Source organism: Microbacterium hatanonis (genome assembly GCF_008017415.1).
Classification (GTDB): domain Bacteria; phylum Actinomycetota; class Actinomycetes; order Actinomycetales; family Microbacteriaceae; genus Microbacterium; species Microbacterium hatanonis.
Window position 1 is genome coordinate 1077531 of sequence record NZ_VRSV01000002.1, and the last position, 14237, is coordinate 1091767.

Sequence of the window (14237 nt, forward strand, 5' to 3'; positions counted from 1 at the left end):
GGCGTTCGAGGCGCCGATCTTGTTAGCATTGCCGGGCTCGCACCAGGAGCTGCCCGCGCCGATGTCGGCGCGCTGGGGATCGCAAGAATCGGGAGGACGGGTGCCGACACGCCTGCCCGCTGCGCCCCCGATCCTCCCCGGGCTCGGCTACATCAGACCGCTCGGTTCGGGCGGCTTCGCCGACGTCTTCCTGTACGAGCAGGACATGCCGCGCCGCAACGTCGCCGTGAAAGTCCTGCCGAGCGACGTGCGGGATCCCGATCTGCTGCGGATGTTCAACGCCGAGGCCGACGTGCTCGCACACCTGTCGGCGCATCCGTCCATCGTCACCGTCTACCAGGCGGGGATCTCCGCCGACGGTCGTCCGTACATCGTCATGGAGTTCTGCCCCGGGTCGTTGTCGCAGCGCTATCGCGTCGAGCGCATGCCCGTTCCCGAGGTGCTCACCATCGGCGTGAAGATGGCGAGCGCACTGGAGTCCGCTCACCGCGCGGGACTCGTGCACCGCGATGTGAAGCCGAGCAACATCCTCATCACCACCTTCGGGGCGCCGGTGCTCGCCGACTTCGGCATCTCGTCGTCGCTCGCGCGCGAGTCGGCCGACGAGATGCTCGCGATGTCGATCCCGTGGAGCGCCCCCGAGGTCGTCGCCGAGCAGACGGCGGGGTCGATCGCGAGCGAGGTGTGGAGCCTGGGCGCCACGGTCTACTCGCTCCTCGCCGGGCACAGCCCGTTCGAGAGGCGCGAGCGGGGGCAGAACACGCGCGATCAGCTGCGCCGACGGATCGCGCGCGCGTCCTACGTCGAGATCCCCCGCGCAGACGTGCCCGCGTCGGTGCAGACGGTGCTCGCCCGTGCGATGCACCGCGACCCGAAGCAGCGGTTCGCCAGCGCCCGGGAGATCGGCGACGCCCTGCGCGAGGCCCAGTCCGAGCTCGGCCTCCCCGTCACGCCGCTCGAGGTCGCGGCCGACGAGTGGGCACCGACGTCGCGTCCCATCGACTTCGCCGACGGTTCTCTGCGGGGGCCGGTGCGTACGCGTGTCGAGCACACGAGCGCACGCAAGGTGCGCACCGCGTCGGGGATGGCGGGGCTCGCACGTGACGAGGACACCGACATCTCCGCCTCGCCCGGTCGTCGCAGCAGGGTCGTGCCGTGGATGCTGGCCGGTGGCGGTGTGCTCGCGGCCGGGATCGTCGTCGTGACCACCCTCTTCGTCACGGGGGTGCTCTAGGTGCGCCGCCGCACCGCGGCCGGGATCGCCGCATCCGCTGTCGCGGCCGCACTGATCCTCGGTGTGAGCGTGGTCTGGCCCGGTCTCGACGCGCAGGAGACGCCCGAGGTCGATACATCGGTCTGGGCCCTCCAGACCGGTGAGAACTTCCGCTACGCACGGGTGAACACGACGATCCGCGAGCTCGATACGGTGCGCAGCGTCACCAACCCGAGTGCCGTCGTGCAGGGATCCGACGGCGCGTACCTCTACTCCGACAGCTACAGCAAGCTCACCCGCATCGACGAGTCGCTCCCGGTCGACCTCGACGAGGAGGTGCTCCGCACCTCGCCGTCCACGCCCGCGGGCACGACCCGCGTGGCCACCGCCGGCGACTTCGCGGCCTACCTCACCGACACCGGGGCGGTCTTCGCCGGGCGGCTGTCGTCGGGCGACGCCGTCCAGCTCGATCCGTTCGCGTCCGACGAGGACGCCCCGCAGTACGCGGCGGAGGCCGTCGCGGTCGATCGCACCGGCCGCCTCTTCGCATACTCCTCGGCCGACGCATCCGTGCTGCGATACGACATCGCGACCTCGGAGGTGCGCGGTCGCGATCCGCTCGACGCGGATGTCGCCGCGCCGTCGTTGACGGCCGCCGGCGACGCGTGGGCGCTCGTCGACGGCGAGTCGGGCGAGGTGCGGCTGCGCGACGTCGACCTGTCCGTGAGTGCCGACCTCACCGGCACGATCGCGGTGGGCGAGCCCGATCCCGACGGTTCGTCGATCTACCTCGCCGACGAGTCGAGCCTGGTGAGCGTGCCCGTCGACGGGTCCGGCGTCGTATCGGAGCGCGACACGGGCGCATCGGTGCTCGGCACCCCCGCCCCGCCGATCGTGCACGACGGCGTCGTCTACGCCGCCTGGCTCGGCCCGAGCGACGGCGGCGGCCTGCTCTGGCGCAGCGACGGCGGCGAGACGGCGCTCGACTACGGCGCCGAGACCGCCCCCGACCAGCGGCGACCGGTGTTCGTGGCCACAGACGACGCCGTCATCCTCAACGAGACGCGCACCGGGTGGGTGTGGACCGTGCCCGACGGCGAGCTCGTACCGTCGAGCCAGGACTGGTCGCTCGACGACCGCACCGACCCCGACGCCGTACCCAGCGAGGAGCAGCTGAGCGTCGTGATCGACCCCAAGCCGCCGATCGCCGAACCCGACGCGTTCGGCGTCCGGGCCGGCAGCCTGGCGACGTTGCCGGTGCTGATGAACGACCACGACCCGAACGAGGACGTGCTGAGCATCGACCCCGCCTCGGTCACCGGCCTCGACCCCGGCTTCGGCACCGTGTCGATCACCGACGACGGCCAGCGCCTCGCGGTGCGGGTCGAGCCGGGGGCGACGGGCTCGACGACCTTCCAGTACGCCGTGACCGACGGCACCGCGCAGGAAGGCCTGACCTCGGCCGCGACGACGGTCACCCTGACGGTGTCGACCGGGGATGCTGCGCCGGAATGGTGCGGGGTGGAACGCTGCCTCGTGCGTTGGCCCGAGCCCGAGGTCGCGCGGGGCGGCACCGTCACCGTGCCCGTCCTCCCCGGATGGGTCGACCCCGACGGCGACCCGCTGCTGCTGCTGTCGGTCGAGAACCCCTCGGGCATCGGCACCGTCGCCGCGACGCCGTCGGGCGAAGTGGTCTACCAGCACAGCGACGACGGCTCGGGCGGTGAGCAGCTCATCGAGCTGCCCGTCACGGTGGCCGACACGACGGGCCTGGTCTCGCAGCGCTCGCTTCTCGTGCGGGTCTCACCGAGCCCGGCGCTCGCCGTGCAGTCGTTCGCCGTCGTCGATTCCATCGAGTCGGGGATCACGGTCGACGTCGCCCCGCACGTGACCGGCACCTCGGGGTCCCTCTCGGTGTCGTCGGTGCGCGTGCTCGATGACGCGGCGGCCTCGGCGACCGTCGTCGGAGGATCGACGACCTTCGACTTCTCGGCCCGGGACGCCGGTACGTTCCGGGTCGGCTTCACCGTGACCGACGGCGTCAGCGAGGCCACGGGCACCGCGCGCGTAACGCTCGTCGCCGCCGATGCGCCCGCTGAGCTCGCCACCTCGCCGGTCGTGGCGTTCGTACGCCCGCAGGAGGACGCGACCCTCGACGTCTTCGCCGCGGTGTCGAACCCCACTCGACGCGTTCTCCTGCTCAGCGACGTCGTCGCGAACGCCGATGAGGGCGCCACGCTGTCGGTCGACGCTGTGGGCCAGAACGATCTGCGCGTCTCCGGTTCGACCGCGAACGGCTCGGCCGGTCGACTCGGCACCGTCTCGTACACGGTCAGCGACGGCACCGAGGACGAAGGAGCACGCGTCGCGGGCGAGGCCACGGTCTACCTGCTGCCGCCGACGCCCGAGATCGCGCCGATCGCGGTCGACGACAGCGTGGTCGTGCGGGCCGGCTCGCAGATCGACATCCCCGTGCTCGACAACGACATCTCGCCGGCGGGCGGGCGTCCGACGCTGAATCCGGCCTCGGTGGTCTCCAGCACTCCCGACGCCCTGGCGTTCGCATCCGGCGGCGTGCTGCGCTATCTCGCGCCCACCGAAGCCGGTGAGTACGGCATCGACTACTCCGTGTACACGACCGGGCTCCCGTCGCTCTCCGACACCGCGACCGTGCGCGTGCGGGTGCTCCCGGGCGACGCCAATCGTGCCCCGCTGCCCGACCGGATCGAGGGGCGGGTGCTGAGCGGCCAGACCACGACGATCGATTTCGACGGCTTCGGCATGGATCCCGATGGCGACGTGGTCACCCTCGACCGCATCGCGACGCAGCCCGAGAGCGGCTCGGCGACGATCTCGGCCGACGGTTCGTCGATCGTGTACACCAGCGTGCCCGGGTACCGCGGGCAGGTCTCGTTCCGGTACCGGGCGGTGGATGCTGCGGGAGCGGGCGGCGAGGGCACGGTGCGGGTCGGCGTGCTCGATGCCGACTCCAACCCGAGCCCGGTGACCTTCACCGATTACGTGCAGGTGCAGGCGGGGCCCGACAACACGATCCGCGTCAGCGCGCTCGCCAACGACATCGACCCCACGCAGGGCACGCTGGCCATCACCGACGTCCGGCCGGACCTGCCCGAGACCCTCGCCGACGGCGAGGTGAACGAGGAGTACACCCGCCTCGCCGCTCAGATCCGCGACGTCAGCGACAGCGACGTGCTTCTGGCTGCGGGGGAGAACCCCGGAACGATGTCGTTCCTGTACGACGTCGAGTCGAGCTCGGGCAACACCGGGCGCGGGCTCATCGTCGTCAAGGTCGTCCGAGAGAGCGTGCCCGACTACCCGATCGTGTCCGACACGGTGCTCACGACCGAGAACCGCGACGAGTTCGCCGACGGCGTCGACGTGCTGACGGCGAAGGCCGCATGGTCGGGCGGCGATGTCGGCAGCCTCGTCTTGGGCCTGTGGGCCGACCCCGGCGACATCCGGGTCGACGGATGGCGTCTGAGCGGCGAGCTCCCCGAGACCACCCGCGTCATCCCGTTCGCGGTGACGGGCGAGGTCGCCGGCACCGAGGTGCGCACCTACGCGTTCCTGCGCGTACCGGGCGACGACGATCTGGCACTGGCGCTTCGCGCCGGCACGGCGGCACAGCAGGTCGACGAACTCGCGTCGGTCTCGTTCGACATGGCTCAGCTGGTCGCCCTCCCTCGCGGCGCGTCGCTCGAGATCGGCGGCGACGTCAGGTCGGCGGGGGCACGACCGGCGGCGATCTGCACCGCGGAGGGCGGCACGACGGTGCGCTACAGCGCGGGTCAGGGGGCGCCGTGGACCGACGCGTGCCAGGTTCCGGTCCGGATCGTCGGGACGGAGGACTGGACCTACCTGTCGGTGCCGATCCTGGTCAACGCACTCGACCCGCAGCCCGAGCTGCGTCCCGCCTCCCTCACCGTCGGACCCGGCGAGACGGCGACGTTCGACCTGCGCACCATGACGACGTGGCAGCTCCGCGACGACTGGAACGCCCTGCAGTACGGCATCGAGTACAGCGGATCGGCGTTCGACGTGTCGCTGGCCGGGTCGACGGTCACGGTGACCGGCAACGATCGCGCGCTTCCCGGGTCGGAGAACGCGGTGCTCGTGGGGATCACCAGCCACACCACCGCGCCCGCCCGTCTCATCCTGCGCGTCGGCGCCGCGCCGTCGACGCTGCCGCAGGGCGGATCGACCGCGCAGCAGTGCTCGCAGGCCGCCGGATCGTCGTGCACCGTGACGGTCATCGGGGCGTCGGGCGAGGTCAACCCGCTCCCGCGCACGCCCCTGGAGGTCGTCGACGTCCGTCCGACCGCTGCGTGCGTCGGGGTGAGCTTCCGCGTCGCCTCCGCGAACACGGTGACCGCGTCGTGGAGCCCCGACGCCCCGGGTGCGACCTGCAGCGCCTCGTTCTCGGTGCGCGACGCCCAGGGCCGCGTGACGGCCGGTCCCCGGGACGGGCGCCTGCTGCTCGATCTGCAGGGCTTCCCCAAGGCTCCCGGGAGCGTCCGCCAGACGGCGTACGCCGACGGCTCGGTGACCCTCCGCGTCGACGCGGGAGAGTCGCGTCAGGCCTACCCGGGCCTCACCGGCTTCGTGATCCGTCACGCCGGCCAGGAGGTCGCGCGCTGCAGCATCGACGGAGTCTGCCCCGCGATCGCCGCTCCCAACGGCGAGCAGCGCTCGTACGAGGCGTGGGCCGTGAACGGCACCGGCGAGTCGCGCTCCAGCGTGCGCACGACCGCCTGGGCGTACGACGCCCCCGACGCCCCTGCCGAGATCCTCTGGCAGCCCCGCGACGTCGGAGCGGACGGGAAGGTCATCGACCTCGGGATCTCCGGAATCGACGCCTCGGCGACCGGGCGGTTGCAGATTGCCAGCGCAGCGGGCGAAACGCGCGATGTCTCCATACGCCCGGGCCAGACCTCCGTCGAGGTCAGATCGTTCGCCGTCGGCTCGAACACGGCGACGGATGTCACCGTGACGCCGTTCTCGCGCTTCACGCTCCCGCCGGGTCTCGGCGGGGCGCCGTCCGGTCAGTCCACGACGATCCGTGCCAACGGAGTCGGTGCCCCGCAGAACGTGGCGCTCTCGGTCGAAGCCCGACAGGGCCAGAACGGGACCGAGCTCGTTGCCAGCGCGACAGCGACGGTCAACGGGGATGGATCGGCCCTGGTGTACGGATTCGCTCTGGGCCGAGATCGATGCACCCCGCGCGGATCCGCCGCCGCCGCCACGTTCTCCGACGTCGACGAAGGCGAGGAGTATTCGGTCGTCGTCTGCGTACAGTCGCGCTACCGGGACGAGGGCTTCGGCACCGCCACCGCCAGTCGTACGGCGCGAATCGACACGACCAAGGTCCCCACGGGCTGGGAGTTCGAGGTCGACCGTCGGCCCTCGGTGTCGGGCGCGCGAGCGGAGTGGCGCATCACGAGCGAGCCGCGCTCGCAGACCGATCAGCCGCCTCGACGCTATCGCGCTGCCTTCGAAGGCCTCCCGTCGACGGTCTATGGTCGCGACCCGGGCGTCACGGTGCGCTACGTGCGCGACGGATGGTCCTCGTCAGCGCCCCAGAACGTGGGGCCCCGCTCCGGCAGCGCACCGTTCCAGGTGCAGGCGGAGTGGTCGGTGGGCCAGGGCGGCTGCGTCGCGGGGAGCACGCTGACCGCGACGGGCACCTCGAGCAACGCCCAGGCAGACATCGCGTTCGACTACTCCGGGGTGCGCTATCTCGATGCGAATCGCGCCGCGCTCGCCCGCGGCGAGGATCCGCGGCTGGTGCCGGCAGGCGCGCGGTACGTCGACAACATCGCCGTCACCGCCGGATGGTCCACGCAGGGCTGGAACCTCGACGCGGCACAGTCGACCTTCTCGGGGCAGTGCGATCCCGGCACACCGGCCACGGCCCCCTGACCCTCCCTTCCCCACGACACAGGAGAGCACGATGACGATCACCCAGGAGCAGGCGACGTGGTTCGCCGACACCTTCGCGCAGATCGCCGACAACGTCGAGCGCGCCGTGCTCGGCAAGCGGCGGGTCGTCGACCTGGTGCTCACCGCGATGCTCAGCGACGGGCACGTGCTGCTCGAAGACGTACCGGGAACGGGTAAGACCTCGCTCGCCCGCGCGGTGGCGCAGTCGGTTCAGGGGACGAACACGCGCATCCAGTTCACCCCCGACCTCCTGCCCGGTGACATCACCGGCATCACGGTGTACGACCAGAAGACGGGAGCGTTCGAGTTCCACTCCGGCCCGGTCTTCGCCAACATCGTGCTCGCCGACGAGATCAACCGTGCGAGCCCCAAGACCCAGTCGGCGCTGCTCGAAGTGATGGAGGAGAAGCACGTCACGATCGACGGGGTCACCCGCGCGGTGGGCGACCCGTTCCTCGTGCTGGCGACGCAGAATCCCGTCGAGCAGGCCGGCACCTATCGCCTGCCGGAGGCGCAGCTCGACCGCTTCATGATGCGCACGTCGCTCGGGTACCCCGACCACGCCGCCACCGTGCGCATCCTCGACGGCGCAGCGGTGGCCACCGAGGACCTCTCGCCGATCATCACCCCGCAGGCGCTGGCGGGCATGGCGGACCTCGCGGCCGAGACCTATGTGGACGCCCTCGTGCTCGACTACATCGCGCGGCTCGTCGACGCCACCCGTTCGGCCGACGAAGTGCGGCTGGGTGTCAGCATCCGTGGCGCCCTCGCCCTCACCCGCGCCACCCGCGCACGCGCCGCGTCGCAGGGGCGCACCTACGCCACGCCCGACGACGTGAAGGCGCTCGCCGTGCCGGTGCTCTCGCACCGCCTGATCCTGCATCCCGAATCGGAGTTCGACGGCGTCACGCAGGAGGCCGTCGTCGGCCAGGTGCTTCTCGACGTCGCGCCTCCCACGCAGCGCGAGGCCGTATGAGCGCTGACCCGAGCCCCGGCGGAGCGGCATGAACACCGTCGATTCGCGTCTCACCCGCACCTCCGCCGCGTCGTCGACGACCACGTCGTCTCGCACGTCGATCACCTCGACGACCTCCCGGCGACGCGAGCGGGCGATCGTGCGCGCCGCGGTGCGTACGACGGTCGCTCTCCGCGCCACCCGCGACGCGCTCGTCGCCGCGGTCCGGTGGGCGGGGCGCACCGTCCGACCGGCAGGCGCGCTCGTGGTCGTCGCCGCCACCGCCGGTCTCGTGCTCGGCGTCGCCTTCGGGTGGGTCGAATGGATGGTCGCGGGCGTCGTCTCGGTCCTCCTGGTGATCATGGGCGTCCCGTTCCTGTTCGGCGCCCGCGCCTACGAGGTCGACCTCACTCTCACGCACGAGCGGGTCGTGGCCGGCCAGGGTGTGACGGGCGAGATCGTGGTCCGCAACGACGGGCGACGCGTCGCCCTCCCGGGGCGCCTCGACATCCCCGTGGGTCGCGGTCTCGTGGAGTTCGGGGTTCCGCTTCTGCGCCCGGGTCACACGGTGGCGCAGCCGCTCGAGATCCCCGCTCTGCCCCGCGGCATCGTGCGGGTGGGGCCCGTCACCACCGTCCGCAGCGACCCGGTCGGGCTCCTCCGGCGCGAGCACGCGTTCGACGACGTGCGCGACCTGTTCGTCCACCCGCGCACCACCGCGATCCCGTCCACCAGCGCGGGGCTCATCCGCGATCTCGAGGGCAACCCGACCCGCCGCCTGGTCGACTCCGACATGTCGTTCCACGCGATCCGCGAGTACGCCCCGGGCGACTCGCAGCGGCAGGTGCACTGGAAGTCGACGGCGAAGACCGGCCGCCTGATGGTGCGCCAGTTCGAGGAGTCGCGCCGCTCGCGCATGGCGGTGGTGCTCGGTGTCGCCGAGCCCGAGTTCGCCGACGCCGACGAGTTCGAGCTCGCGGTATCGGCCGCCGCATCCCTCGGCCTGCGTGCCGTGCGCGACGCGCGCGACCTCGACATCGTCTCGGGGTCGGAGATCCCGCGGGTGGTGCGGGGCCGGCTCCGCGCGATCCAGCACATCGCGACCGTGTCGCCTCGCGCGATGCTCGACGGGTTCAGCGCCATCACGCGCCTGGAGAACACGATGCCGGTCGACGAGGTGTGCCGCCTGGCCGCCGAGGCGAACGAGCGTCTCTCCATCGCGTTCATGGTGGTCGGCTCGACGGTGCCGCTGCAGCGCCTGCGTCAGGCGGCGCTCGCCTTCCCCGCCGACACCGCCCTGGTCGCCGTCGTCTGCGACGAGAGCGCGCACCCGCGCATGCGCGTGCTGTCGGGGCTCTCGGTGCTGACGATCGGCACCTTGGACGACCTGTCGGGCCTCCTCGCACGCGGAGCGGCGTCGTGAAGGGGCCTCGGATCATCGCGGGCGCCGTCTACGTCGCCGCGACGGTGCTGGTGGCCGCGCTCGCCGCGTGGCCGATCTACGCGTCGACGGCGTTCCTGCTCGCGGCCGGTGTCGGAGCGCTGGTGGGCGCCGGAATCGCCGTCCTCGCCCTCGTGCGCCGCTGGGGCGGGTGGATCGTGGCCGCGCTGCTCGTCGTCGCCTTCGCCCTCCTCTCCGTGCCGCTCGCCGTGCCGTCACGGCTGACCGGCCCGGTCGAGATGCTGCAGGGACTCGCCGAGGCGTTCGCCGGGGTGGTCGTCGGCTGGAAGGACCTGGTCACGGTAGACCTCCCCGTCGGCGCCTACCGCAACCTTCTCGTGCCGGCGCTCGTGATCTTTCTCGTCGGCACGACCGTGACTCTCCTCCTCGCCTGGCGGGAGGACAGATGGGCGAACGCCTCCGTCGTCGTCGGACTGGGCATGGTGTCGTTCGGTCTCTTCTTCGGCCGCACGGCCGTCAGCTCGGCACTCGTGCTCGGGCCGGTGACCCTCGCCGCCCCGGTCGAGACCCTCGTCGGGGTCTGCGCTCTCGGATCCGCGCTGATGTGGCTCGCATGGCGTGCGCGCGACGAACGCGTCGCGGCGCTGCAGCGCGCCACCTCGGCGAGCGGTGTGCGCATGTCGCGCCGCCCGTCGGGCGCCGACCGCCGCCGGGCGGCTCTGGGCGCGGGGATGCTGACTGTCGCGCTCGTGGCGGCCGTGGCCGTCGTGCCATGGGCGGCGCGGGGAGCCGATCGTCAAGTGCTGCGGACGGCGGCCGGCCCCGAGCTCGAGATCGCCGCCGCGGTGAGTCCTCTGTCGGACTATCGGATGCTGTTCTCCGACGCGCGTGCCGACGACGTGCTGTTCACGGTCAGCGGCGACGCGCTTCCCGAGCGGGTGCGCGTGGCCACGCTCGACGGCTACGACGGCGAGATCTTCCGCCCGGGCGGCGACGGGAGCCGGTTCGTGCGGGTGCCCTCCGTCCGCGACGCGGGGGAGGGCGCCGCGATCGACGTCGAGGTCGAGATCGCCGATCTGGGCGGCATCTGGATGCCCACCGCGGGCAGCCTCGCCCGCGTGGATTTCGAGGGCGACCGCGCGTCGGCGCTCGCCGACAGCTTCTACTACGACGTCACGGCCGGCGCCGGTGTGCAGACCGCCGACGGCGGGCTCGCGGCGGGCGATCGCTACCGGCTGCGGGGTGTCGAGCCCGCCGTTGCCGATCTCGCGTCCATCGGCGAGCCGGGCGGTGATCCGGGCGGGGTCCTGCCGCCCGACAACCTGGCGGCCTGGGTCGACGAGCACGCCGTGGGCACGGGCGGTACGGCGCTCGACGGGCTCGTGAGGCTGCTGCGGGAGCGCGGCTACCTCAGCCACGCGCTCGACGAAGGCGAGCAGACCCCGGTGTGGAGGGCGGGTCTCGCGGGCTACGTGTTCCAGCCCAGCGCGTCGGGGCACTCCCTCGCGCGCATCGACACGCTCTTCTCCCGCCTGCTCGAGCGCGAGAGCGACCCGCGGGCCGTCGCGTCCGACAACTTCGTCGCGGCCGTCGGCGACGACGAGCAGTTCTCGGTAGCCGTCGCCCTCGTCGCTCGCGAGCTCGGCTTCGCCTCGCGGGTGGTGGTCGGCGCGCGACTGACCTCCTCCGACCCGGGGCTCACCACGTGCGAGGCGGGCACCTGTCGCGCGAAGGATCTCGCGGCGTGGGCGGAGGTGCTCTCCGACGACGGCCGCTGGATCGCGGTCGACGCGACCCCCCAGTGGGAGCAGTCGCCGAGCCTGGAGGTGACGGAGCAGCGCGACCCCGAGAACGTCACCGAGGTGCGCCCCGACACCGTCGAGGAAGTCGTGCCGCCCGAGCCCGTGCAGGAGGACTCCGCGCGGGACGCCCCCGACGACGATGCGGCCGGGATCGACCTGGCGTGGCTCTGGCCGATCCTGCGCGTCGGGGGCATCGTGCTGCTCGTCCTCGCGGTGGTGCTCGGTCCGTTCGTGGCCGTCCTGGCCGCGAAGGCCTCGCGCCGACGCGGGCGCCGGACGGCGTCCGACCCCGTCGAGAAGATCGCCGGCGGCTGGGAGGAATACGTCGACGCGGGCGTGGACGCCGGCCACCCGGCACCGCGGGAATTGACGCGCTCCGAGCTCGCGGCGACCTTCGGCACGCCGTCCGGCGAGCAGCTCGCGGCCACGGCAGACCGGGCCGTGTTCGCCCGCGAGCAGACCACCGCCGACGACGCTGCGGAGTTCTGGCGGATCGTCGACGACGAGCGCAGACGCCTCGTCGGTGAGCGTGGATTCCGGCGTCGCTTCGTCGCGGCCCTATCGTTGAGGTCATTCGTCCGGTTGATCGCGCCGCGCCCCGCGCGCTCGCGCTCACCGCGGTCCGTCGAGAGGGGGAAGCGCCGACCAGCTGCTGGCGGACGCACCACGACATGAACGACTCTTCCATCGGCCTGGTCGCCGGGCTCATCACGTTCGCCGTGATCGTCCTCGTCTATCTCTGGGCGTCGCTCTCGCTCGCTGCGGTGTTCCGCAAAGCGGGCGAGGACGCCTGGCAGGCGTGGGTGCCCATCCTCAACACGGCGGTTCTCCTGCGCCTGGGCGGATTCTCGCCGTGGCTCGTCTTCATCGTCTTCGTGCCGCTGTTCGGTCAGATCGCCTTCGTGGTGATCCTCGTCATCGCGTACTACCGCGTCAACGTCGCCTTCGGCTTCGGCGGCGGGATGACGGTCGTCGCCGCGCTCTTCCCGCTCATCTGGGCGAGCATCGTCGGATTCGGCTCCGCGCGCTGGATCGGCGAGGAGCAGTCCGGCCCCCGTCGCACAGGGGATCTCGACGACCCCGCGGATGCTGCCCTGGCCCCGCGTGCCGGAGCCTTCGCCGCCTTCGCGCCGATGTTCGCCGATCCGGTCGACACGACGCGCGTCGACGTCCCCCGAGCCGATAGCGCTCCGCAGGACCCCGCGCCCCTCTCGACGGGCTTCTGGGCTCCGACCCCCGAGACGCAGCGCCCCGCCGCATCCACCCCTCCTCCCGCACCGGTCGTCGTGCCGAAGGCCGATCCGCCCGCGGAGTCGCCGGTGCTGCCGCCGCCCGCGTCGTTCCTCGCCGCGCGGTCCGCGCCGCGCCCCGCGGACGAGCCCGACGACAGCGCGGTCGACCCCGAGGACCGCGTGACGCCGCCGGCCCCGCCGAGCCCCACGTTCCTGCCGTCGCCTCCTGCCGCCGAGCCGGAGCAGCCCCGGCGCACCGGGGCTGCCGCACCGATCGAGTCGGTGCCGGCGGCGCCGCCGCGCGAGACGCCCGAGGTCGCCCCCGCACCGGTCGCCGAGGTCCCCGAGCCCCCCGCGCCCGCACCGGTGCGGGAACCGTGGGCTCCCGGACCGCTGCGCGCGCCCGCCTCGGCGCCGAGCGATCCCGAGCAGTTCCCCGAGCTCAGCGAGGCGATCTCGGCCGTGCCGGGCGCGCCCGACGCGGGTGCTCCTCGATCGGCGCTCTCGTCGGTCTCGGCGCTCTACGCCCAGAGCGACTCGCCCGACGACGAGGACGACGACCTCGAGGCCATGGATCGCACCATCGTGGCGCGTCGGCGTCGCGTGCCGTGGAAGCTCATCCCGCCGGGCGGGGCCCCCGTCGACATCTCGTCGGAGGTCGTCATCCTCGGTCGGCGACCCGCGCCCGATCCCACGCGGCCCGGCGCGCAGCTGATCGCCATCTCCGACGAGACGCGCACGGTGTCAAAGACCCACGCCCGCCTCGAGCTGCGCGGCGAGACGTGGTTCGTCACCGACCTCGATTCGACCAACGGCGTGCTGTTCGCGACCCTGATGGGCACCGAGATCGAAGCGCAGCCCGGTCAGGAACTCGAAGCGGGGGAGCGGTTCTTCCTCGGCGACGCGGAGGTGCGGCTCAAGCGGAGCGAGGCGTGAGCGAGCGCGACGCCGACGCCGACGCCGACGCCGACGACGTCACCATCTGGGCGGGACGACTGCGCGCGTGGCCGAATGCTCCCCACGAGGGGCAGCAGGACGCACCTCCGCCGGTCGACGACGAGACCGTCCTGGCGCGACGCCGTGCAGCGGAGGAGCCGACGGTCCTCGCTCGTCGCGCGTCACCCGCGGCCCCGGTGGAGCCGGGCCCTCCGGCCGAGGCGGTCGACGACGTCACGGTGCCCGGGCGTCGGCGGCTCGCAGCATCCGACGACGAACCGGACGACGACACCGCGCCGGGCTCCCGCGAACGCGCCCGCCCTGCGGTCGTTCCCGCGGCTCGCGTCCGCCAGTCCGAGGTGCGTGCGGCGCAGGGGTTGCCGGAGGAGCGCAAGGCCCGGGTCCCGTCGAGCGACGACCGGGAGATCTACCGGCCGCGGCCGGTCGAGTCGGAGGTCGTGACGCGCGCCGCTCCGACCCGACGGGAACCGCAGGCGTCCGTCGACGTGGCCGCCGCATCGGCCTCGCGCGCTCGACGCGATCGGCGTCGGGCCCTCGCGGCGATCGTCGTCGGCGCGCTGGCTGCCGGCCTGGCGATCGTCGCGGTCGTGTGGGCGATCGTCGTACCGGCGTGACCGCGGCACCGGCGAGGTGTGCGGCCGCACACCCGTCAAGCGACGGGGTGGGCCGCGTCGCTGCGATAGGTTTACCAGTCGAGCTTTTCTGCGAGGGGGAC

At 72.7% G+C, this 14237-nt stretch carries 7 protein-coding genes; all 7 read left to right on the forward strand.

What is annotated here, in order from left to right:
* The first annotated feature begins 100 nt into the window (after nucleotides 1-100).
* The 7 genes from FVP77_RS15105 to FVP77_RS15135 are packed head-to-tail and all read left to right on the forward strand — an operon-like array spanning nucleotide 101 to nucleotide 14136.
* Nucleotides 101-1234 (forward strand): serine/threonine-protein kinase, encoded by a 1134-nt coding sequence (locus FVP77_RS15105; RefSeq protein WP_147895378.1) that lies wholly within the window; start codon nucleotides 101-103, stop codon nucleotides 1232-1234.
* On the forward strand, nucleotides 1235-7153 hold the full coding sequence (locus FVP77_RS15110; protein WP_147895379.1) for an Ig-like domain-containing protein: 5919 nt from the start codon (nucleotides 1235-1237) through the stop codon (nucleotides 7151-7153).
* Nucleotides 7154-7184: 31 nt separating this feature from the next.
* Nucleotides 7185-8150: an AAA family ATPase gene (locus FVP77_RS15115; protein ID WP_147895380.1), complete on the forward strand. Its 966-nt coding sequence runs from the start codon at nucleotides 7185-7187 to the stop codon at nucleotides 8148-8150.
* Nucleotides 8151-8178: 28 nt separating this feature from the next.
* Nucleotides 8179-9552, forward strand: coding sequence for a DUF58 domain-containing protein (locus tag FVP77_RS15120; RefSeq protein WP_147895381.1), 1374 nt, complete (start codon nucleotides 8179-8181; stop codon nucleotides 9550-9552).
* Entirely contained in the window at nucleotides 9549-12008 is a 2460-nt protein-coding gene (locus tag FVP77_RS15125; RefSeq protein WP_246134132.1) for a transglutaminase TgpA family protein, read from the forward strand. Before FVP77_RS15120 ends, FVP77_RS15125 begins: the two co-directional genes overlap by 4 nt.
* Nucleotides 12005-13501, forward strand: a complete 1497-nt coding sequence (locus FVP77_RS15130; protein ID WP_147895382.1) for a DUF5684 domain-containing protein — start codon at nucleotides 12005-12007, stop codon at nucleotides 13499-13501. Before FVP77_RS15125 ends, FVP77_RS15130 begins: the two co-directional genes overlap by 4 nt.
* Nucleotides 13498-14136, forward strand: a complete 639-nt coding sequence (locus FVP77_RS15135) for a hypothetical protein (protein ID WP_147895383.1) — start codon at nucleotides 13498-13500, stop codon at nucleotides 14134-14136. The genes FVP77_RS15130 and FVP77_RS15135 overlap by 4 nt, the downstream gene beginning before the upstream one ends.
* The last annotated feature ends 101 nt before the right edge of the window (nucleotides 14137-14237 follow it).